This is a genomic window from Thermobifida halotolerans, assembly GCF_003574835.2.
Taxonomy (GTDB): domain Bacteria; phylum Actinomycetota; class Actinomycetes; order Streptosporangiales; family Streptosporangiaceae; genus Thermobifida; species Thermobifida halotolerans.
Genome location: NZ_CP063196.1, coordinates 4,009,291 through 4,032,085 on the forward strand (window position 1 = coordinate 4,009,291; position 22,795 = coordinate 4,032,085).

The 22,795-nt window shown below is 70.6% G+C and carries 15 protein-coding genes and 2 pseudogenes; 1 reads left to right on the forward strand and 16 read right to left on the reverse strand.

Features of this window, described 5'->3' with window-relative positions; all coding sequences use genetic code 11:
* Positions 1-159: 159 nt before the first annotated feature.
* A complete protein-coding gene (locus NI17_RS17890; RefSeq protein ID WP_084012386.1) occupies positions 160-1,521 on the forward strand; it encodes an MFS transporter in 1,362 nt (453 codons plus the stop codon).
* A gap of 135 nt (positions 1,522-1,656) precedes the next feature.
* Here NI17_RS17890 and NI17_RS17895 read toward each other — a convergent pair whose 3' ends face one another.
* The 16 genes and pseudogenes from NI17_RS17895 to acs form a co-directional block, all read right to left on the reverse strand.
* Entirely contained in the window at positions 1,657-1,917 is a 261-nt protein-coding gene (locus NI17_RS17895; protein ID WP_068688005.1) for a PspC domain-containing protein, read from the reverse strand.
* Between the two features lie 167 nt (positions 1,918-2,084).
* A complete protein-coding gene (locus tag NI17_RS17900) occupies positions 2,085-3,551 on the reverse strand; it encodes an alanine/glycine:cation symporter family protein (protein ID WP_068688004.1) in 1,467 nt (488 codons plus the stop codon).
* 146 nt (positions 3,552-3,697) lie between these two features.
* Positions 3,698-4,744, reverse strand: a complete 1,047-nt coding sequence (locus tag NI17_RS17905) for an asparaginase (protein ID WP_068688003.1) — start codon at positions 4,742-4,744, stop codon at positions 3,698-3,700.
* A 48-nt stretch (positions 4,745-4,792) separates the two neighbouring features.
* Entirely contained in the window at positions 4,793-5,497 is a 705-nt protein-coding gene (locus tag NI17_RS17910) for a FadR/GntR family transcriptional regulator (protein ID WP_084012415.1), read from the reverse strand.
* 300 nt (positions 5,498-5,797) lie between these two features.
* Positions 5,798-8,830, reverse strand: a complete 3,033-nt coding sequence (locus tag NI17_RS17915) for a tetratricopeptide repeat protein (RefSeq protein WP_068688001.1) — start codon at positions 8,828-8,830, stop codon at positions 5,798-5,800.
* Positions 8,831-9,146: 316 nt separating this feature from the next.
* Positions 9,147-10,484, reverse strand: coding sequence for an MFS transporter (locus tag NI17_RS17920; protein WP_068688000.1), 1,338 nt, complete (start codon positions 10,482-10,484; stop codon positions 9,147-9,149).
* A gap of 76 nt (positions 10,485-10,560) precedes the next feature.
* Positions 10,561-11,388 carry an alpha/beta fold hydrolase gene (locus NI17_RS17925; RefSeq protein WP_068687999.1) on the reverse strand — a complete coding sequence of 276 codons (828 nt, stop codon included), beginning with the start codon at positions 11,386-11,388 and terminating at the stop codon, positions 10,561-10,563.
* A 57-nt stretch (positions 11,389-11,445) separates the two neighbouring features.
* Positions 11,446-12,183 carry a glucose 1-dehydrogenase gene (locus NI17_RS17930; protein WP_068687998.1) on the reverse strand — a complete coding sequence of 246 codons (738 nt, stop codon included), beginning with the start codon at positions 12,181-12,183 and terminating at the stop codon, positions 11,446-11,448.
* Positions 12,184-12,353: 170 nt separating this feature from the next.
* The gene (locus NI17_RS17935) at positions 12,354-13,976 is read right to left on the reverse strand and encodes an FAD-binding oxidoreductase (protein WP_068687997.1); all 1,623 of its coding nucleotides are present in this window, start codon (positions 13,974-13,976) and stop codon (positions 12,354-12,356) included.
* Between the two features lie 186 nt (positions 13,977-14,162).
* Positions 14,163-14,798 (reverse strand): VOC family protein, encoded by a 636-nt coding sequence (locus NI17_RS24470; RefSeq protein ID WP_084012414.1) that lies wholly within the window; start codon positions 14,796-14,798, stop codon positions 14,163-14,165.
* Positions 14,796-15,179: pseudogene (locus NI17_RS24475) on the reverse strand (VOC family protein); the annotation flags it as partial. The pseudogene NI17_RS24475 and the gene NI17_RS24470, both read right to left, overlap by 3 nt.
* A 28-nt stretch (positions 15,180-15,207) precedes the next feature.
* Positions 15,208-15,525: pseudogene (locus NI17_RS24725) on the reverse strand (beta-ketoacyl synthase N-terminal-like domain-containing protein); the annotation flags it as partial.
* A 383-nt stretch (positions 15,526-15,908) separates the two neighbouring features.
* Positions 15,909-17,099 carry an MFS transporter gene (locus NI17_RS17945; RefSeq protein WP_068687996.1) on the reverse strand — a complete coding sequence of 397 codons (1,191 nt, stop codon included), beginning with the start codon at positions 17,097-17,099 and terminating at the stop codon, positions 15,909-15,911.
* Between the two features lie 61 nt (positions 17,100-17,160).
* A complete protein-coding gene (locus NI17_RS17950) occupies positions 17,161-18,066 on the reverse strand; it encodes an NADP-dependent oxidoreductase (RefSeq protein ID WP_068687995.1) in 906 nt (301 codons plus the stop codon).
* Positions 18,067-18,184: 118 nt separating this feature from the next.
* Complete coding sequence (locus NI17_RS17955; RefSeq protein ID WP_119268031.1) at positions 18,185-20,074, reverse strand: AfsR/SARP family transcriptional regulator; 1,890 nt, start codon at positions 20,072-20,074, stop codon at positions 18,185-18,187.
* 702 nt (positions 20,075-20,776) lie between these two features.
* Positions 20,777-22,750, reverse strand: a complete 1,974-nt coding sequence (gene acs / locus NI17_RS17960; protein ID WP_068687993.1) for an acetate--CoA ligase — start codon at positions 22,748-22,750, stop codon at positions 20,777-20,779.
* Between the last annotated feature and the right edge of the window lie 45 nt (positions 22,751-22,795).

The following is a 22,795-nucleotide window of genomic DNA, read 5'->3' on the forward strand; positions in this document are numbered from 1 at the left end:
AACCGCGGACGGACAACCGCCAAAAGCGCGATCAACGGTGTGAGATGCCGAACGAAACCGCGCGATTTCGGTAAACCGCTTGCCAATCTCGCCAGCTCCAGGGACGCTATGTCATCAGACGACGACTTATAGTGACTGAGTGCGAGGGGTCGGCGAAGAGTGCGTAATCCGCGTGCGGACAGTTTCGGCCATGGTATTCCACGACAGAGCGACGGACGGCACGAACAGCTGCCCGCGTTCGAGGACTCCGGCCACGCCGACCCGCCCGCAGCCCCCTCGCCGCCCTCCAACTGGCGCAGCGGCTACCGAGACGTGCTCCGCATCGGCGAGTTCCGGGCGCTGTGGTTGGCCCACGCGCTGTCGATGACCGGCAGCTACCTGCTGAACATCGCCGTGGCGGTGCTGGTGTACCAGCGCACCGACTCCGCTCTGGCCACCGGCCTCACCCTCGCGTTGACCTTCCTGCCCCCGCTCATCGCGGGACCGCTGCTGTCGGGCCTGGCCGACCTGCTGCCCCGCCGCCGCATCATGATCGTCAGCGACGTGGTGCGCGCCGTGCTGGTCGCGTGCATCAGCATTCCCGGACTCCCGGTGGGGGCCATCTGGCTGTTGCTGTTCTGCTCGGTGCTGCCCACCATCCCGTTCGGCGCGGCCCGGGCCGCGCTACTGACCCAGATCGCCCAGGGCGAGCGCTTCGTCGCCGGTTCCACCCTCATCAACCTCACCTCCCAGGCGGGCACCCTGGTGGGCCTGGCCGCGGGCGGCGCCGTGGTCGCCCTGATCGACGCCCGTCCCGCCGTGCTCTACAACGGACTGACGTTCCTGGCCTCGGCGGCCATCATCGCGCTGTGGGTGCGCCCCAGGCCCGCGCCGACGGCCAGGGAGTCCGACCGCCCCTCCCTGTGGCAGGTCATGCGGGACGGACCGCGTCTGGTCCTCACCGACGCGCGGCTGCGCACCCTGGCCCTGCTCGCCTGGCTCGCCGGGTGCTACGTCATCCCCTACGGGATCGCCACCCCGATGGCCGCGGAGATGGGCGGCGGGGCGGCGACCGCGGGTCTCATCATGGCGGCCCCGTCGATCGGGGCGATACTCGGCGGTCTCCCGCTGACCCGCCTGGTCTCGCCGGAGACACGCACCCGCCTGCTGGGCCCCCTGGCGGTGGTCGCGTCACTCCCCCTGGTGGCCTGGGTGCTCGAACCCCCGCTGTGGGCGATGGTGCTGCTCCTGGTGGTCTCGGGCATGGCCGCGTCCTACCAGTTCGTGGCCAACGCCACGTTCGTGCTGTGCGCGCCCTCGGTCGGCCGCGGGGCGGCGTTCGGCCTGGTGGCGGCGGGACTCCAGGTCGCCCAGGGGATCAGCATCGCGGTGGCCAGCTTCCTGGTGGAACACATCGGCGCCCACCTCGTCATCGCCTCAGCGGGCGCCGTGGGTGCCCTGGGCGCCGCCGCCCTGGCGCTGCCCTGGTCCCGCCTGTCCCCCGGCGCGGTCAGGATGATGCAGGACGGCCCGGAGCGGTAGGACCCGTTCGGCGGGCCGTCGGCGCCGTCTCCCGCCGCCGCGGCGCCTCAGGCGCGCCCCCCGGCTCCCCCACCCGCTGGAAGATGTCACTGGGAAGCCGGGAGACCCGTCCGGACAGGGCGCGCAGAGTCCAGCTCACAGCTTGGACTCCTTGCCCTGGAAGGTGCGGATGATGTGCTCCAGCACCGAGGAGCCCGCCCCCTCCTCGGGGATCACCAGCCAGGCGATGATGTAGAGCAGGACGCCGCTGCCGCCCAGCAGGGTGAAGACGGCGAAGGCGAGACGGATGAGGTTGGCGTCCACCCCGAGGAACTCGCCGATACCGCCGCACACTCCGGTGATTATCCGGTTGCTGCCACTGCGTCGCAGGGTCTTCTTCGTGAAGTTCTCGCTCATGTTTCCAGACTGCCCGCGGTGGAGCGGTTCTCCCATCGGGAAGTCCCCTGGGCCGCCCCTGAGCCGACCCTGAGCGCGTTCCGGTGGACGCGGGGACGGTGCCGGCCCCGGCCGCGGGGAGATCCGCCCGCGGCCGGGGCCGGCACCGGGGAGGCCCGGCCTCCGGGTCAGTCGGCGACGGCCACGTCGGGGCTACGGTCGGCCGTCTCGGGCTCGTCCCAGCACTGCACTCCGGTCACGCCCGGCAGCCGGTCCCGGGTGAACACCGGGTTGAGGCCCTGCTTCCGCTGGTCGGTGTAGTCCTTGAGCAGGCGCACCGCCAGCGCCCCCATCGGCAGGATGGCGGCCAGGTTGAGCACCACCATGACCCCCATCGTCACGTCGGCCATGGTCCACACCAGGCTCAGCGAGGCGACGGAGCCGATGAACAGCATCAACAGAAAGACCGCCCGGTAGGCGGTCATCAGCGCGGGCTTGCTGGTCAGGAACCACAGGTTGGACTCGCCGTAGTAGTAGTTGCCCAGGGCCGAGGTGAACGCCAGGAGGAAGATGATGAGTGTGAGCATGTGCAGCGACCACGTGCCCAGGTTGGCCTCCAGCGCGTTCTGGGTGAGGGACGCGCCGACCTCCTCGCCGTAGACGGGGTTGGAGACCAGGATGATGAACGCGGTGATGGAGCAGACGACGAGGGTGTCGAAGTAGACCCCGAAGGTCTGCGTCAGCCCCTGCTTGACCGGGTGGCTCACCGCGGCGGTGGCTCCCGCGTTGGGAGCCGACCCCATGCCCGCCTCGTTGGAGAACAGGCCGCGGCGGATTCCCATCATGATCGCGGTGCCGACGCCGGCCGCGCCGATCTCGCGCAGCCCGAACGCGGAGGCGACGATGTCGGCGAGCACCGCGGGGACCCGGTCGATGTTCATGGCCACCACGGCGATGCCCATGAGCAGGTAGATCAGGGCCATGAACGGCACCGCCGTCTGGGCGACGTGGGCGATGCGGCGCACGCCGCCGAGGACGATGGCGCCGATCAGGACCACCAGTCCGACGCCGATGGCCGGGGCCAGCCACGACGCGGCCTCGGCGCCGGTGGCGGTGCTCACCGAGTTGGACACGGCGGCGACGATGCTGTTGGCCTGGACCGAGGTGAAGACGAAGCCGAACGTGAAGATGGTGACGACGGCGAAGACGGCGCCCAGCCAGCGGGACCTGAGCCCGTACAGCATGTAGTAGGCGGGGCCGCCGCGATATCCGGCCCTGTCGCGGACCTTGTACAATTGGGCCAGGGTCGACTCCACGAACGCGGCCGAGCCCGCGATGATGCCCATGACCCACATCCACAGGACGGCTCCGGGGCCGCCGAGTGCGATCGCGATCGCCACTCCCGCGACGTTGCCCGTCCCCACCCGGGCGGCGGCCGAGACCGAGAACGCCTGGAAGGACGAGATGGCCTTCTTGCCGTCGGGCGCGGTCCCGGACGGCTCGAACATGGTGCGGGCCATCTCCGGTACCAGCCTGAGTTGCACGGCTTTGGAGCGGACGGTGAAGTAGAGGCTGACGACCACGAGGAGCGGGATGGCGACGAACGTCCAGAGCTGGTCGTTCACGACGCCCAGGGCGTCGGTCAGTGCTTGCATGAGGTAGCTTTCTTCGTGTCGGGGGAAGTGGGGGTCCTGCGTCCGGCGGAAGACCCCGTGATCTGGTGTGGGGATGGCTCTCTGTCGGCTTCGGTCCGGTCAGGCGTTCCTGGGCGGCGCTGAGTCCGCTGGTGCGTTCCTGCCGCTCACCTCCTTCCTGACGACTGTCGTCCGCCGCGTCCGACCCCGTGGCCAGACGGAGTCTCCGCGGCGGCGGCCAGTTCTCCGGTGGCGCGCAGGCGGCCCACCACCCGTCCTCCGCCGAGCACCGGTGCCTCGGCGAACTCCGTGAGCAGCGACGGGTCCACGCCGCAGACGGCGAGCGCGGCCGCGGTCGCGGGCATCCGCGCACGGTCGCTCCCGTCGGCGATCTTGACGCCCACGGCCCGCCCGTCGGGCAGGGCAGCCACCTGTACGGCTTCGAACCCGTCCTTGGCGATGAGGCCCGGCACCGCCCGCATGAGGCCGAAGTTGTCCCTCCGGGTGCCCGAGACCATGTCGGGGTGGCGGACCATCGCCTCGGCGAGGAGTCCCTCCCCGGTCGAGGCCGGAGCGCTTCCGATGCGGCCGATCGCCCGGGTCAGTCCGAGCAGGGAGACCGCGAACAGCGGCGCGCCGCATCCGTCGGTGCTCACCCCGGCGACGGACTCCCCGGTGAGCTCCTCGGCGGTCTCGGCGATCGCCTGCTGCAGCGGATGCCGGGGGTCGAGGTAGTCGTCGGTGGACCAGCCCCGCCGGACCGAGGTGAGCAGCATCGCCGCGTGCTTGCCCGAGCAGTTGTGGACGATGGGGCGCGGACGGCGGCCGCTGGCGATCCACTCGGAGCGCTCCCACGGGTCCAGAGGCAGGTCGGCGGGGGTCCGCAGGGTGTCCTCGGTGAGTCCCGCCTGACGGAGGATGTCCCGTGCCGCGGTGATGTGCTGTTCCTCGCCGGAGTGGCTGGCGGTGGCGACGGCGAGGAGTCCGCCGCGCAGCGGAAGCCCCGCCCTGAGCATGGCCGCCGCCTGCACCGGCTTGAACGCGGACCGGGGGTAGCAGGCCGCCTCGACGTCGCCCGCCGCGAACTCGACGTCGCCACCGGGACCGAGCACGACGACCGATCCGTGGTGGACGCTCTCGACGATGCCGTCGCGCACCAGGTGCACGAGCGGGACGTGGCGGGGGACACGCACGGGGGGAGGAGGCGTTCGCATCGCGGTTCGGTCCTTCGCTGCTCGGAATCCGGTTGGGGGCCGGGGGTGTCAGGAGGTCGGTCGGTCCTCGGTTCCGCCCACGTCCTCCTCGGCGATCCGGTACTCGGACGCCGGGCGGAGCACGATGATGTTCAGGCTCGTCTCGACCTTCGCCAGGTGGGCCTGCATGGCCGCCATGGCCTCCTCCCGGTCGCCGTCGGCGATCGCCCTGACGATCCGCCGGTGCTCGTCGTCGGACTGTTCGCGGCGGCCGTGGATCTGGTTGACGAAGGTCGACTGGTGGGCCAGGGCGTCCCGGATCTCCTCGATGACCTTGCGGAAGACGGGGTTTCCGGACGCCTGGGCGATGGTGATGTGGAACAGGGTGTCCAGGGTGGTCCAGGCCAGGTCGTCGGTCTCCCCGGCCATCCGGTCGAGCAGGCGGGCCAGCGTGTCGAGGTCGTCCTCGGTGCGTCGGAGCGCCGCGTAGCCGGAGACCGGGATCTCCACGTGCTGGCGGACCTCCATCAGGTCGCGAGCCGAGTACGAGCCGAAGGTGGGGTTGTCGACCGCCCGGTCGCTCTGGACGAACGTCCCCCTGCCGGTGCGCGAGACGGTCATCCCGATGGCCTGGAGGGTCCGCAGCGCCTCACGTACCACGGAGCGGCTGACCCCGTACTTCTGGGCCAGGGCCGACTCGGCGGGCAGCTTCTCCCCGACCGGGTAGGTGCCCTCCTCGATCGCCTCACGCAGGTCGGCCAGCACGGCTTCCATGGCGCTCATCCGCCCTGGAGGGCCGTGCTGTCCGGCTGTCTGCCTGTCTGACAGGTTCATGCGCACCAGAATGAGAGGCACGGGAAGACCTGTCAATGGCGCGAGGGCGGTTGTTCACTCGGCCGTCTCCGGTCGTTTCCGACTGCCTCCCAGCCCGGAGCCCACACGCGGCACACAAACCCCGCGTGGATATGATATGAATCACTTCTCCTTGGGTAATCCCCGGCGGTTTCCGTCGACGGCACGTGGACAGCGACTCGGCGGCGCCGCCCCGCCCCCCGCACGTTCGGGGAGTACCGCTCACGTCCCGGCGGGCTCCGGAAGGTCCTCTCCGAGGGCGGCGGAGACCACTCTGCGGGTCGTCTCCCGCAGCTCCCGCGGCACCCTGCCCTGTGCCAGACCGTGGTCGGCCATGCGTTGCGCGGCCCGCAGGACGTGCCGGGCCTCCAGTTGCTCGCCCAGCCTGCTCAGGATGCGGCCGAGCAGCAGTTGGGTGCGCAGTTGTCCGGAAAGGTGGTTCAGCTTGGCGTATCCGTCCCAGGCTCGCTCGGCGAACTCCCGGGCCTCGGCGAACCGCCTGATCTCGGTCAGGGTCTCGGCGGCGCGGCGCAGGGTGCGGGCCTCCCACCAGCCGTCGCCGAGTTCCCGGAAGCCCTCGGCGGCCTCCTCGAACTCCCGGCGGCCGTGGGCGGGGTTCTCCCGCATCCGCTGTTCGCCCAGGGCGCGCAGGGTCCGCAGCCTGCCCCAGGAGTCCCCGATCCCGGAGAACAGCTCGTGCGCCTGCTCCAGCAGTTCGATGTGGTGGCGCAGGGTCCACCGCTCGCTGGCCTGACGCACCCGCTCGGCTCGCTCCCGCCACCGGGGCAGCGGTGTGGCGGGCGAGGGCAGACTCACGTAGTCCTCCCACTGCTCCTCGTCAAGCCACTCCCTGACCTGCGCCAGCCGGTTCTCATACCACTCCTCGGCGATGCGGTGCCCGCGCTCGCGCATCCTCGCTGGGGACCCCAGGCACCGCTGCCACACGTGGTCCCTGAGCACCTCCTCGCGCTCCCTGCCACGGTCCGGGGAGAGCAGCAGGTCGCACCGCTCGAACTGGTGATGCAGTCTCCGCGGATCAAGCTGGCCCAGTTCCCGCAGGCAGCGGGCGCGGTACCACACGGCGCCCTCCGTCTGCTCGGCGTCGGCGAGCAGCGAGTCCAGGGCGATCCAGGCGCCCAGTTCCCTGCCCATGCGGCCCAGGACCTCGCCCGTCTGCAACCGCACCTTGAGGAGCTGTTTGGCGTCGGCCTCGTCCTGCAGCAGGATGCGGGCGCCGCGCAGCAGGTCGCGTGCCCGGTGCAGATCCCCCTGGAACCGGTAGAGGTCGGCCTGGTTGCACAGGGTGCGCGCGTACCACCAGTGCTCACCGGCCGCGGCGAAGATCTGCCCGGCCTCGGCCAGTGCGGTCCGTCCGTCGTCGAGGTCGCCGCGCCGGAGCAGGTTGACGCCGATCACCCGGGACGCGCGGGCCCGCCAGAGTTCGTTCGCCCTCTTCCTGCCCAACCTCTGCTCGGCCTCGCGGGCCCTGCTCAGCGCCTCGTCGTAGCCGCCCTGGCTGCCCGCGATCTCGGCGAGGTCCAGCAGCGAGATCGCGTGGGCGAGGTTGTCGCCGAGTTGCCGGGAGAGGGCCAGCGCGGTCTCGGCCGAGGACCGCCAGTCCTCCCAGTAGACCCGGCCGTTCTGGCACAGCGCGCTGAGCGCACGCGCCAGCCGCCACTCCATGTGCCGGTCGCCGCGCTCCCGCGCCAACTGGACGCAGGCGTGCAGGCACTGGCGCTCCGCCTCCAACCAGGCCTCCGGATTGCCGGGAGTGCGCAGTTCCAGTCCGTCCGCCGGGGTCAGCGGGGACACGGCGGGCTGGGGGAACCCGCTCTCCTGCGGGGCGCGTCGGCGGGCGGCGCTCTCGGCGAGCCAGACGTAGGCTCCCAGGAGGCGATCCACGGCTGCGGCGAACCGCCTGTCCGCCCACTCCGCGCGCTCGTGCCTGGGAACGTCGAGTTGCTCGGGACCGTGGTCGAGCAGAATGCCGCGAACGTGGTCGTGCAGTTGGAAGCGGACGTGGCCGGTGTGGCTGTCGGGCAGTTGGACCACGAGGTAGCGGTCGGCCATGTCGGTCAACCAGGACCGGACGTCGCGGGTGGCCGCTCCGATGAGCGCCGCCGCGGCCCACGGGGTGAAGGTGGGCAGCCCGGTGCGCGCGACCCTGACGAGCAGCAGCCGTTCGGTGGCGGAGCACTGCTGGAAGCTGAACCCGAAGGAGGTCGTGATCCCGGCCGGTCCCAGCAGGGCGCGCTCCTTGTCCCGGCGCATGTACCGCAGCAGGTGCTGGGGGGTGGGGGCGTTGCGGGCGCTGAGCTGGCTGCCGCACCAGCAGATGGCGAGCGGCAGCCGGTAGCACTCCCGCACGATGGCGGCCAGGGTCCCCTCGTCCACGGACTCCGCCTCCGGGGCGTCGCCCACCAGGCGGCGCAGCAGTCGCACGCCCTGCTGCCCGGTGAGCCGGTCGAGCGGGTACTGCCGCACGGTGTAGCCGGTGATTCCGGCGAACGCGTTGCGGCTGGTGATGAGTACGGCGCTGCCGGTCCCCTTGGGCAGCAGCGGCTCCACCTGCGCGAAGTCCTTGGCGTTGTCCAGCACGAGGAGCAGGCGGAGGTCGCGGGTGAGGGTACGCCACTGCTCCCGCAGCTCGTCCAGCGGCAGGTCGGGGTGGGGAGGCGTGCCGATCTTGGCCAGCAGTTGCGCGAGGACCTTCTCCGGGCTCCGGGGGGTGTACCGCGCCGGAGCGAGCCCCCGCCGCCGCCCGCGCGGTTCGACCGCCTCGCCGTAGAGCTGGAACTCCAGCTTGCCGTCGGGGAAGCGGTCCTCGACCCGGCTGATCACCTGGTTGGCCAGTTCGGTCTTGCCCACTCCGCCCTCGCCGGTGACCGCGACGACCAGGGGGCCGGTGGCTCCGCGCAGGGCTCGGGGCCGCAGCCCGGCGCGCCAGCGCGCGCGTCCGCGGGGGAAGCGGCGGAACAGCCGCACGATCTCGTCGAGGGTCTCGGTGTGACCGGTGAAGTGCTCGCTGCGCGGAGGCAGTTCCTCGCGCATCACGCGGCCGGGGGTGCGGCTCGACCGCCGGGGCACGCCCCCGTCGTCCTCCCAGAAGACCAGGGCGAGTTCGAAGACTGCCGTAAGGACCGCGCCCACGAGAGCGAGGCCGAGAGCGAGGAGACCCCACGGTCCGCTTCCCTCGGGGAGCACCTCCCCCAGTCCTCCGAGGGCTCCGGCCGCACCGATCACGGCCAGGGGCATCAGACGACGCCAGTGCCGGTTCCTGCCTCGGCTGGAACCGGAAGGGGGCGAAGTGGTGAGGTCCGAACCGGATCTTGCTGCACTGTCCGACGGGGGATCGTTCACCGACAATCAGAATCCTGTCGCGCCGGGAATCCGTTTTCTCTTCTGCGCTCGTTTGTGACGGGGGTCCCACCAGTGTTGGCAGAAACCTTCAAAACGTCCACGGCCCGCCACCGAGGGCAAGAACAATTCACGGTTCTTTCATTCGGGTTTCACCGGTTTCCTCCGCCCGACAGCGCCGACGGGGCTCGGTCACGGGGCGCCCCGCCCCGCTTCACGAGGGCACGGATTCGGAGGGGGACGGGCCGCCGTGGTCGTGGACCGCGGGCGTCCCCGGCTCGTCGGTCCCCTCGCCCACCGCGCCGGACCGGTCCGGTGCCGGGACCACGAGTGTCAGCATCGCGGCGGCCACCGCGATGGCGGCGAAGATCCCGAAGTTCCACCCCAGGCCGAGCTGGAGCGCGACGATGTAGCCGCCCAGCAGCGGCCCGCAGACTCCCCCGAGCCGCCCCACGCCGGTGGTGTGGCCGAGCGCGGTGGCCCGGTTCGCCGTCGGGAAGGACAGGGCGACGTAGCCGAACAGCATCATCTGGGTGCCGATGGTCGCCGCTCCGGCGATCGCCACCAGGAGGTAGAGCACGGCGGTGGGCAGCGGCAGGCCCAACGCCAGGATGGACGCCGCCGCCACGACGAACGCGCCGGTAGTCGCGGCCCGGGAGCCGAACCGGTCCGCCACCGAGGAGCCGACCAGGCCGCCCACGACCGCCCCGAAGTTGAGCACCAGCAGGAACGCCATCGCCGGGCCGAGCGCGTACCCCGCGCCCCTCATCAGCTCCGGCAGCCAGGTGTTGAGCCCGTAGACGAGGAGCATGCTGCAGAAGTTCGCGAGGGCGAACAGGACGATCGCCGCAAGCGCTCTTCCCGAGGTGATCCGGGCACGCGGCGCCTCCTGCGGCGGGGTGCCGGGACGCGCACCGCCCTGCCGGGCCCGCCGCTCCCGCAACGTGGCGAAGCCGGGGGACTCGGGCAGGAACCGCAGCGCCAGTGGGACCACGGTCACCAGGGGGACGCCTCCCAGGGCGAAGAGGACGCGGAAACCGTACTCGGGCAGCAGCCAGACCGCCAGGACCGCGGCGAGGACCCCGCCGACGGGGAAGCCGGTGAGCATGAGGGCGTTGTAGAAGCTCCGGTGCCGCTCCGGCGCCCATTCCACGGTCAGCGTGATCGCCGTGGGTACGACCCCGCCGAAGCCGAGGCCGGCGAGGAAGCGCAGCGCTCCGAGCAGCTCCGGTGAGGGCGCCACCGCCACCAGCAAGGTCGCCACGGAGAACCAGACGAGGCAGCCGATGAGCGTCCGGCGGCGGCCGATGCGGTCGGTCACCGCACCGACCGCCACCGCGCCGAGGAACATGCCGATCAGCGCGTAGCTTCCGATCATCCCGGCCTGCTGGGGGGTCAGCGTCCACTCCGGATGCTCCAGCAGGGCCGGCACGACCGCGCCGTACACGATGAGGTCGTAGCCGTCGAACACGATCGCCGCGAAGCAGACGGCGACGACAGCGAGACGCGGGGACAGCTTGGGCCGGGAGCCGACTTCTTCGGATGAGGGCATGCGGTTCTCCTGGGATTCCGCAGCCTGCCCCGGCGCTTCGACCGTACTGCCGGGAAGCGCGGTCAGGCCGGAGGGGTCAATCGGCGCCCGTGTCGGGGAGCCGGGAGTCGTCCCTCCCCGACACGGGCCGGAGGAAGCCGTCCAGGACGCCGAGCACCTCGTCCGCGCTCTCCTCCGCGAGGTTGTGGCCGCCGGGCACCTCGACGTAGCGGGCTCCCGGGATACCCGCCGCGATCTCGCGGGAGTGACGCGGCGTGGCCAACTGGTCTGCCCTGGCCGCCACGACCAGGGTGGGGACGTCCACCTTGGCCAGGTCGTCTCGTACGTCCACGCGCTCGACCAGGTCGAGGTGATCGTCGAGCGCCTCGGGAAGCGCCCGGGCCAACTCCTCGGTCCTGGCCCGGACGGCGTCCCGACTCTGGGCGTTCAGCCGGTCCTCGCCCGTGATCAGCGCCGTGACGAACCGGGCCAGCAGGTCCCGGTCTCCGAGCGCCGCGAGTGCGCGCCACACTCCGACCAGCAGTCGCAGCCGGGAGTCGGGACGCGCGAAGCCCGCCATGAGGACCAGGGATCTGACGCGCTCCGGATACCGGACCGCCAGCCGCACCGAGACCGGGCAGCCCAGCGAGTAGGCCACCACGGAGAAGGTGTGGACTCCGGCGTCCGCCGCGGTCGCCACCAGGCGGTCCGCCAGGTCGTCCAGGTCCAGCGGCTCGGTCTGCCTGGGGGTCGCGCCCACGCCCGGGTAGTGGGGGAGCACCACGGTGAACCGCCTCGACAGCGGACCGATGAAGGGAGCGAAGTCGACGGTGCCGCCCCCGCCCCCGTGCGCGAGCAGGAGGCCGGGTCCCCCGCCCCGGACGACGGTGGAGAGGGGGCCGCGACCGGTGTCGGGGACCGTCATGGGAGCTCCTCTCTGGGATCTGGAGGCGGGCGGTGCGGCGCGGTCAGCGGGGAGGGGTCAGGCCAACCCGCCCGAGACCCCGATGGTCTGTCCGGTGATCCACCGCGCGTCGTCGCTGGCGAGGAAGGCCACGACGTCGGCGATGTCCTCCGGACGGCCCATGCGGCCCAGCGGCGTCATGGCGATGACCCCGTCGGCGTTGGCGCGGATGTCCGGCCGCACTCCCTCGGTGTCGGTGAGTCCGGGCAGGACCGAGTTGACGGTGACCTGGCGCGGGCCCAACTCCTTGGCCAGGGAGAAGCCCATCTGCTCGACGGCGGCCTTGGTTCCCGCGTAGACCCCGGTGAACGGGAGCGTGACCCGAGTGTTGCCGGTGGAGATGTTGATGATGCGCCCACCGTCGCTGACCATGTTCGCCGCGTGCTTGAGGGCGAGGAAGGTGCCCTTGAAGTTGACCGCCACGGCCCGGTCAAACTCGTCCTCGTCGATCTGGGCGATGGGGCCGATGATGTTGACGCCGACGTTGTTGACAACCACGTCGATGCCGCCGAACGTGTTCTTGGCCTCCTTGAACAGCCGCTCGATGTCGGCCGGGACACCCATGTCCGCCTGGACGGCCACGGCGGTCCCGCCCTCTGAGGTGATCTCCTGGACCAGCTCCTCGGCGGCCTCGGCGTTGCTGTGCCAGTTGATGGCGACGCTGGCCCCGTCGGCCGCCAGCCGCTTGGAGATCGCGCGGCCGATACCGCGCGATCCCGCGGTGACAACGGCCTTCTTCCCTTCCAGGGTGGTCATGTGCTGCTCCCATCCTCCGGCCAGTGCAGCTGGCCCTCAACGTGGAACGACTTCTCCGAACCGCCGGGCAGCGGGAAGCGCCCCGCTCCCGTCCGCGGCCTCTCTCCTGGAGTCTCGCCCTCCGCACCCAAGAACCGACCAAGGACCGACCAACGCGGTCCGGCCCCGCGTCAGGGCAGCCGGACCGACTGGGCGTGCCGGAACACGTTGCCCGGGTCCCAGTGGGCCTTGACCTTTTGCAGGCGGGAGTAGTTGTGCGCGTAGTAGAGCTCGTGCCAGGGGGAGTCGGACCTGTTCCAGTCGGGGTCGCCGAGGTCCACGTCCGGGTATCCGATGTAGCAGCCGTCGGTCACCTCGCCGGACACGGGCACGCCGCCCGTCGCCGAGTAGACGTCCGAATAGAACTCCCGCACCCAGGCGATGTTGCGGTCGTCCTCGTCCGGCGCAGCCCACAGGGAGACGTACTGGAGTTTCATGACGGAGTCGCGGGCGGCGACGGCGGTGGCGTCCGGGGCGACCGAGTTGATCCTCCCCCCGTAGGAGGAGATGAGGAGAAGCGCGTTCGAATTCGGGTAGTCGGATCGGGTGAGGTTCCGGTAGACGGCCGCCACCTGGTCGTCGGGGAAGTTCCCGCGCATGTGCGCCGACTTGATCTTGAACCGCATGACGGTCGGGTCGGAGGGGTTGAACCCCTGCCAGTGCAGCGCGTGGTGCCAGGGCAGTCGGCGCGGGGGCGCCCCCTGGTAGGCGACGCCCACCCCGTCGTTGACCTCGGCGATGAAGTCCTCCAGCAACTGCTGGGCGTTGTCGGCGGTAGCGTCGATCTGCGTCGCCATGGCGACCACCCCGGCCGCCCGGTTGAGCAGTTTGAGCTGGCTGAAGAGACCCGCGTACGGCGAGCCCGGGTCGCTGTTGCGCTCGTGCCAACCGCCGAAGTTGCGCACCAGCCTGCCGAACGCCTCCTGGGTCAACTCGCTCCACGGCCAGACGATCGAGCTGACCAGGACCTCGGAGGGCGGGCGGGGGAGCAGGTCGGAGGGCTCGTTTCCCCGCGCCTCGGGCGAGCGGAGCAGGTAGCGGGTGACGATCCCGAAGTTCCCGCCACCCCCGCCTGTGTGGGCCCACCACAGGTCCTGCTTCTTGCCTCTGGAGTCGCGGGTGGCGACGGTGACCTTCGCCCTCCCGTCGCGGCCGACCGTGACGACCTCCACCCCGTGCAGGTGGTCCACGGTCAGCCCGTGCAGTCGGGCCAGGGGGCCGTAACCGCCGCCGATGATGTGGCCCCCCGCACCGACCGTGGGACACGATCCGCCGGGGACGGTGACCCCCCAGCGCTTGAACAGCGACTCGTAGACGTCGAGCAGGGACGCTCCCGCCTCGACCGCGAACGCCCTGTGCTGGTGGTCGTAGTAGACCGACGACATCTGGGAGACGTCGATCACGGCCTGGACCTCGGGATCGCTCACGAAGTTCTCGTAGCAGTGGCCGCCGCTGCGCACCGCGATCCGCTTCCCGTCCCGCAGCGCCCGGTCCACGGCGGCCACGACCTGCTCCGTGGTGCCGATCACCTGGATGTAGTCGGGCTTTCCGATGAATCTCTGGTTGGCTCCGCTGCTGAGGTCCACGTACCGGACGTCGCCGGATCTGACCGTCACCGGTCCGAACTCCGGTGGGCAGGCGTCCTGTGTATACGCGATCGCCACACCGGTTCCGGAGTCGGGCGCGCCGATCAGCGCCGCTCCGCCAAGAACGGCCGCCCCCGTGAAGAATCCCCGACGTGTCGCAGCTCCCATTGCTTTTCATCTCCACTGTGGAAACTATTCAACGGGCGCCTGACATACCGCCGCCCGCTTCTCTGAATCGACGGATCGAATATCTCAGGAAGCGGCCAAAGAATAGTCAAGAGACAGCCAAGGAAACCAGAATCTCGATCACCGGGCGGAGCAATCTGATAACGCAGAGAAATTAAAGTGATTTCCTCAGCGATTTTCCCAGGAATCGCTCGGGCCGAACCTCCGGGCGTCGGTGAACCGTTCGTAAGGCATTCCGTCGGGCATGTTCAGCACCTCCATCTGGAATCCCGACGGGGCCTTGAAGTAGACCCAGTAGTCCCCGTGGATGGGGCCGCCGTCCTGGATCAACTGGGGCTCGCCGAGGACCTCGACCCCGGGGACCGTCCGCAGCCAGGCCACTGCCGCGTCCACGTCGTCGACGAAGAAGGCGAGGTGGTGGCCACCGACGTCGCTGTTGCGCGGCCGTTCGGTCCGCTGGTCGGAGACGGTGTACTGGGCGAGTTCCACGTTGGTGACCGGACCGAGCCGCACGACCGCGGTCTCCACCTCGACGGCCTGGTCGATCGCGAACTGCCGCGAGGCGTAGTCGGCGTCGAACCGGAGACTCTCCCGGTAGAGCACCTCGCCGCCCAGGACGTTGACGTGGAAGGCGACGGCCTCCGCCAGGTCCGCCACGGTGTAGCCCGCCTGCAGGACGCCGCGCGCCCCCGGAACGCCGTGCTTGCCGGGGCCCCACCAGCCCGGTTCGGGGCGGTACAGCCGTTCCTCCCCCGCGGCCTCGAAGGGCAGCACGTCGGGTACCTGTCGCAGTTCCAACTGCATCCCCCACGGCGCCTGGAAGTAGATCCACCGGCACCCCGCCGCCGGGCCCTCCTTGACTTCCTGCGGCTCACCCTGCACCCGCGCCCCGTCCACGGAGCGCAGATACTCCAGCGCCCGGTCGAAGTCCTCGGTGTCCACGGTCAGCCGGTGGCCGCCGACGTCGCTGTTGCGCGGCGGTTCGGTCCGCTGGTCGGGGGAGGTGTACTGGAACAGTTCCAGGTTGGCTGTCGGCCCGAACCGCAGCAGCGCGATGTCGGTCGCGGCGCGGGGATGGACGTCCAGGTGCCGCGTCATCCAGTCGCCGTCGGGGTCCGAGACGCCTTCGAGCGTGTAGAGCAGGTCCGCTCCGAGCACGTCCCGGAAGAAGTCGACCGCCTGGCGGAGGTCGGGGACCGTTCACCTCCAGCAGCAGTCGCTGCTGGGGGTCCATGAGCTCGGCCTCCCTCGGGGTGATGCCGAAGAAGGCGGCGTCGAATCCGGCCGCGTCGGGCAGGAAGCCGCCGTAGCGGGTGACGTCGCGCATCGCCGCGGCGTTCTCCGGGTTGGACCTCAGGTAGGAGTCCCAGCGCCCGTCGGGAACCTCCACGATTCCGTCGGCGCCGTCCAGCAGGAATTTCCAGAGTTCCTCCGGCGAGTCGACCCCGCCGGGGAAGCGGCATCCCATGCCTACTATCGCGATCGGCTCCACGCCTTCCCGCACGTTGTTCTCCTCTTCTCTGACGGACATCCGATCCGTTCCTCCGGTGGGAACGGGAAAGCTTTTCGCACCGTTCGGGTGCTGCGTCAGGAACGGCCGGACCCGCCGCACCGGCGCCGGTTCACGTCCAGGAAACAATCAGGTCAGTTCGGTGCTTCGGGAACAGAGTTCCGCGAGGAGGCGGCCGGGGGCCGCCATCTGTTCCGCTTCTGAGTTTTACACCGGGAAATCAAGAACCGACCAAGATCAAACCAAGCCGATAAATGGCATCGGAATGCCGGGTGACCGCACTGTTCAGCTCCCGGAGCCGGGGAAAAACAATTCCGGACAGCCGAAAGCCGCCGGGGTCTGCTGTTTCCCCGGCGGCTGGAGGCTGTGGGTCGGGTGGGCGTCAGCGTGGCGCGGCGGGCCGGTCACGGTGCGGGAGTCTGCGCCGCTCCCCGTGGGGCGGCGGGGCTCCCGGCCCGGTCGCGCGCCAGCTCGCGGAGGCTGACCAGGAATCCCAGCAGGGCGACGGCGGCGCCCGCGACGATGACGGTCCGCAGTCCCCGGCCTCCGTCCAGTACCGCTCCGCCGAGCCAGGCGCCGAAGGCGATGCCGATGTTCATCGCGGAGATGTTCACCGCGACCGCGAGCGTCGGAGCGCCGGATCCGGTGGACTGGAGGATCCGGGCCTGGAGTCCGGGCAGGATCGCGCCGAACGCGGCACCGAAGACGAGCACTCCGCCGACCGCGGCCCACCCCACCGAGACGGCCAGGGCGAACGCGGCGAGCACCACGGTGAGCACGCCCAGCAGCCCCGACAGCGAGGGCATCAGCGCGCGGTCGGTGAGGCGTCCCCCGAGCAGGCTGCCCGCGAACGTGCCGAGCCCGAAGAGCAGCAGCAGCCAGGTGACCGCGCCCGGGGAGAATCCGCTGACCTCGGTCAGCACCGGCGAGATGAACGTGTACGCGGTGAAGACCCCCGCGCAGCCCAGCGCGCTCATCACGACCGCCATCTGCACCCGGCGCACGCCGAGGACCTTCAGTTCGGCCAGGGCACCCGCCCGGACGTCACCGCGGACCGACGGGATCGCGACGAGGAGCAGCAGGGTGGCGGCCGCGCCGCACAGGGCGACCGTCCAGAACGTGGCGCGCCAGCCGTACTCGCTGCCGACCAGCGTGCCCAGCGGCACGCCGAGGATGTTGGCGAGGTTGAGGCCGATGGCCAGGTGGGCGATGGCCGCTCCCTGCCGGTCCTCGGGGACGAGCCGGACGGCGACGACGATGCACAGGGCGAAGAAGGTGCAGTGGGTGAGCGCGCCGAGCATCCTGGCCGCCATGAGCACCCCGTAGTCGGGAGCGGCCGCCGCCACGACGTTGCTCGCCGTGAAGACCGCCATGAGTGTCGCCATCAGGGGCTTGCGGGGGACGCGGGTGGTCGCCAGGGTGATCAGCGGCCCCCCGATCATGACGGCGACCGCGTAGCCGCTGACGAGCAGTCCCGCCGCAGGGAGGGACACGTCGAGGTCGGCCGCGATCCCGGGCAGGATCCCGGCGATGACGAACTCTGCGCTGCCCACGCTGAACAGGCAGAGCATCAGCACGAGAACGGGACGAGACATGGGTTCCCAACCGTGAGAAGGGGGTTCGCAGGACGCGTGGGCGCGGTGGGGCGGGCGGCCGTCACGGGGTGACGAGCAGTTTGCCCCTGGTGCCGCCGGCCGCCATTCTGCGGTGCGCCTCGGGGGCCCGCTCGTAGTCGAAGACCTCCGCGACCCGCAGCGTGAGGACTCCCTGCTCGACCAGCCGCGCCAGGTCGGCCAGTCCGGCTCCGTCCTGCTCGACGAAGGACATCCGGACCTCGATCCCCCGTTCGGGTTCGGGCTTGGCCGACGGGACGATGGACACGGCCCGACCGCCGTCGCGCACGGCGCTGATCGCCTCGGGGACCCCGGCGGTCTCCAGAAGCAGGTCGCAGGCTGCCGTGGGAAGGCTCGCCCCGTCCGTCGCCACCTGCTTGGCGCCCAACTCGTGGGCCAGCGCCGTGTCCTGGGGGCGCACGTAGGCGACGACCTCGATCCCGCGGGCCGTGGCGAGCTGTACGGCGTATCCGCCGACCGCGCCCACCGCCCCGGTGACCAGGAGCGTCTGACCGGGGCTCGGGTCCAGTACCGCCAGCGCCTGCGCGGCGGTGAGTCCCGCCAGCGGCAGGGCCGCGGCGCCGCGCAGGCTGACTCCGCGGGGCGCGTGCGCCGCGATCGCCTCGTCGAGCGCGACCAGTTCCGCGTGGGTGCCGACTCCGGTCGCCATCTGGGCCGACATGGCGATGACGCGGTCGCCGACGGCGAAGCGGGACACGCCCGGTCCGGTCTCGACCACCTCTCCCGACAGGTCCCAGCCGAGGATCATCGGGAAGGAGGCCGAGACGTTGGCCGCGGCGCTGCCCGAGCGGACCTCCAGGTCGACCGGGTTGACCGCGGAGGCGGCGGCACGCACCAGGATCTGTCCGGGGCCGGGCCGGGGATCGGGCAGCTGCGCGGTCCGCAGCCGCTCGGGTCCGCCGTACCCCTCCAGTATCACTGCCCGCATCCGTGCTGCTCCTTCCCCGAGTGGCATGGGATCACGGGGAGCATCGCAGGGCGCGGCCAAGAGCCGACCAAGGATCGCGCAGGGCGCGGGAAGCGCCTCCTCCCGGACGGACCGGCGGTCAGGACGCGACGTACTGCTCGGTGCTGCCGGACGGGGCGGCGCCCCGGTCCTTCAGCAGCGCCTCCAGCGCGGCGGGGACGGGTTCGTCCCCGAGCTCGTCGACGTACAGGCGGACCAGTTCGGGAAAGCGGAACCACAGCCGCCCGTCGCCGACGTCGCTGGTGACCCGCAGCAGGTGGGCGTTGACCAGTTCGGCCGTCGGGCACTCCGCGGTGAGCGGGTCCGTGCCGAGGGCGGCGGCCGCGGTCGTGAGGTTGAACCTTCCCGACCCGATGGCGCACAGTCTGCGTAGCGCCCAGCGGTAGTGCGGGGCCAGCCGCCGGTAGGCGCGGGCGAAGCACGTGCGGATGTCCAGTGTCCCCGTACGCAGTTCGTCCAGTCGGCGGTCCTCGTCCAGGAGCCGGATGGCAAACCCCTTGATGCTCCACGGCGGTCGGGCCGCCAGTTTCTCGCCCGCCGCGCGGACCGCCAGGGGCAGCCGTTCGCACAGTCGGACGACCTGGAGGGCCGACTCCGTCTCCCGCTCCACCCGGTCCCTACCGACCACGTTCACGAGCAGTTGGAGTCCCTCCTGGTCCGTGAAGGGTTCGAGTTCGAGGATGTCCACACCGGGCAGGCCGGGGAGCCCCTCCTGGGCGGTGATCAGGACGGCGCACTCGGCCCCGCCCGGCAGGAGGGGGACAGTCTGCTCCACGGACACGGCGTCGTCGAGCACGACGAGCACCCGTCTCTCCGCCGCCCAACTGCGGAACGCCCGCATCCGGTCGTGCAGGTTGCGGGGCAGGTGCTCGGGGTCGCAGCCGAGGGAGACGAGGAAGGAGCCGAGGATCTCCTCGGCGGCGACGGGCGCTCCGTCACGGCTCCGCAGCGTCGCGAACAACTGGCCGTCGACGAAGTGCTCGCGCATCCGCTGCCCGGCTCGCACGGCCAGGGTCGTCTTGCCGACGCCGGGCTGTCCGGTCACCACGACGACGGGGGCTGCCGTCCCCGTGTCGGGGCCGTTGGCGCGAGTCGCCGCGTCGATGGCCTTCAGTTCCGCCTCACGGCCCACGAAGTCGCGGATGTCCCGCGGCAGTTGGGCGGGAACGTTGGAGGCGGGACGGCGCGGAGTGGCGAACGCGGTGGTCGAGGGCAGCTCCAGCTCGTCGGCCTCGCCGCGCATTACGCTCTGGTGCAGCCGCTGCAGCCGCTCCGAGGGGTCGAGTCCGAGCTCCTCGACCATTCTCCGCCGCAGCCGCTGGTAGACCCGCAGCGCCTCGTTGCGGTCCCCGGAGCGGGAGAGCGCCACCATGAGCTGGGCGTGGAACCCCTCGTGCAGCGGGTGCTCGGCGGTGAGCGTGTTGAGCTCGCCGATCAGGTCGCGGTGCTCGCCCAGGTGCAGGGAGAGCTCGACGCGCTGCTCCAGGACCCGCAGCCGGGTCTCCTCCAGGTGGGCGATCCGCGCCGCCAGGCGCGCTCCCGGGAGCAGGTCGGACAGGGCCGGTCCGCGCCACAGGGAGAGCGCGGAGCGGAACTCCTCGGCGGCCCGGGGGGCGTTGTCGAGCCGCAGCGCCTCCTTGGCCGCGGCGGCTCTCGCCTCGAACTCCCACAGGTCCAGCTCACCGGACTCCAGGCGGATCAGGTAGCCGCGGCGGCACGTCTCGACCACCGGTCTGGTCTCGCGGCTGTTGAGTTCCTTGCGGAGCTGGTAGACGTACGTCTGCACGGTCTTCCTGGCCAGCTTCGGCGGGTTGTCCTCCCACAGTTCCTCGATGATCGCGTCGGTCGACACCGGTCTGTTCGGGTTGCACAGGAGCATCGCAAGCACCCGCCGGGGCATCGGCGCGGACAGCTCCCTCTTGGCACAGCCGTCTCGGATCTCCAGCGGCCCCAAGATGTCGAAGCGCATGTTCCTCTCCTCATCCTCCTGCTGTCTTGGCGGTCATGCGTACACCGGGCGCCGCCGACAAAGTGATCAAAAACTCGACGGTTGAAAAATGGACATCTAACGCGGCGCGGCATGCCGGACTGAACGTTCGGTGGTGACACCGACAGGAAAACCAAATGAGACATGCCAGAAATCCGCGTCGCCACTTCTGGCATTCACCTGGAATCCCGTTGGACAAGTCCAAGAAGACTACTCACAGTGGCAGTACCACGTGAAACCGATGATCTTCGGGGGAAACATTCCCCCGAAGCGGGCGCCGCACGCACGCCACCGGGACTTCCTGGGAAATCCGCAGGTCACTCGATACCCGCCGACGGACTTCCGGGAACCCTCTCCAAGCTTGCGGCTTTGCCTTCGCTACAGGAGACCACAGACCCGTCCCACAAAAAAGGGTTGGCATAATCCGGCCATTACCCACTGGCAGTGGATTCTGATACTGTCTGATTACAGAAAGTAATTACCGCAGTTCTTCGAAGACCGGCGGAACGCGGTTCCGCCGCACGGGCAACGTGGGACGGATCGTGTGTTCTATATCACAAGTCAGTGCCGTCATTTCCCGGGATCCGCCCCGCACAGGACGCGGCGGCCGGCCGACCGCCCCCGACAACGCCGACGGGGCGCACCGGCCCCTGCTCGGTGCGCCCCGTCGGGTCGTCGGTCAGATCACTCCTCGGACCCGCCGCCCCTGAGACCGGAGGAGATGAGGTCCATCACCGACGAGTCCGCCAGCGTGGTGACGTCGCCGATCTCCCGGTTCTCCGCCACGTCGCGCAGCAGGCGGCGCATGATCTTGCCGGAACGGGTCTTGGGCAGCTCCGGCACCACCATGATCTGCCGCGGCTTGGCGATCGGACCGATCTCCTTGGCCACGTGGTCGCGCAGCGCCCTGATCGCCTCCTCACCGCTGGCCTCGTCCTGGGCGACGCCGCCGCGCAGGATCACGAACGCCACGATGCCCTGCCCGGTCGTGGGGTCGGAGGCGCCCACGACGGCGGCCTCGGCCACCGTGGGGTGCGACACCAGCGCCGACTCCACCTCGGTGGTGGAGATGCGGTGCCCGGAGACGTTCATGACGTCGTCCACCCGGCCCAGCAGCCAGATGTCGCCGTCGTCGTCGTACTTGGCGCCGTCACCGGCGAAGTAGAAGCCCAGGTCGGCGAAGCGCGACCAGTAGGTGTCGCGGTAGCGCTCCTCGTCGCCCCAGATGCCGCGCAGCATCGACGGCCACGGCTTGTCGAGCACCAGGTAGCCGCCGGAGCCGTGCGGGACCTCCTCGCCCTTCTCGTTGATGACCCTGGCACTGATGCCCGGCAGCGGACGCTGGGCGGAGCCCGGCTTGAGCGCGGTGACGCCGGGCAGCGGCGAGATCATGACCGCCCCGGTCTCGGTCTGCCACCAGGTGTCCACGATCGGCAGCGAGCCGTCGCCGATGTGCCTGCGGTACCACAGCCACGCCTCGGGGTTGATGGGCTCGCCGACGCTGCCCAGCACGCGCAGCGAGGACAGGTCGTAGCCCTCGGGGATCTGCTCGCCCCACTTCATGAAGGTGCGGATGAGGGTGGGCGCGGTGTAGTAGATCGTCACCTTGTAGTTCTGCACGATCTCCCAGTGGCGGCCCTCGTGCGGGGTGTTGGGCGTGCCCTCGTAGACGACCTGGGTGGCGCGGTTGGACAGCGGCCCGTAGACGATGTAGCTGTGCCCGGTGACCCAGCCGATGTCGGCGGTGCACCAGTAGACGTCCTCGCCGGGCTTGTGGTCGAACACCACGTGGTGGGTGTAGGAGGTCTGGGTGAGGTAGCCGCCGGAGGTGTGCAGGATGCCCTTGGGCTTTCCGGTGGTTCCCGAGGTGTAGAGGATGAACAGCGGGTGCTCGGAGTCGAACGCCTCGGGGGTGTGCTCGGTGGACTGGGAGTCGACCAGGTCGTGCCACCACAGGTCGCGTCCCTCGGTCCACGGCGTGTCGATGTCGGTGCGCTTGACGACGACGACGCGCTCGACCGTCTCGGCGCCCTGCAGCGCCTCGTCGACGCCCGCCTTCATCGGGACGGCCTTGCCGCGCCGGTACTGACCGTCGGCGGTGATGACGACCCTGGCGGCGGCGTCGTCGACCCGCGAGCGCAGCGCGGCCGGGGAGAACCCGCCGAAGACCACGCTGTGCACCAGGCCCAGCCGGGCGCAGGCCAGCATGGACACGATCGCCTCGGGGATCATCGGCAACTGGATGGCCACCCGGTCGCCCGCGCGCAGGCCCAGCGAGGCGAGCGCGTTGGCGGCCCGGCACACCTCGTCCTTGAGTTCGGCGTAGGTGATGTCGCGGGTGTCGCCCGGCTCGCCCACCCAGTGGATGGCGACCTGGTCGCCGTGGCCGCTCTCGACGTGCCGGTCCACGCAGTTGTAGGCGACGTTGAGCCTGCCGCCCACGAACCACTTGGCGAACGGCGCGTCGGACCAGTCCAGGACCTGGTTCCACCCGGTCTCCCAGTGCAGCCGCCCGGCCTGCTTCGCCCAGAAGCCCTCACGGTCGGCCTCCGCCTCGGCGTAGAGGTCCGCGGTGGCGTTGGCCTGTGCCGCGAACTGCGCGTCGGGGGGGAAGACCTGACTCTGCTGCATCAGGTTCGCCAGCACTTCGTCGCCCATGTCAACTCCTGACCGGTGTGATGCCCGCTACTGCCCCCACGGTAG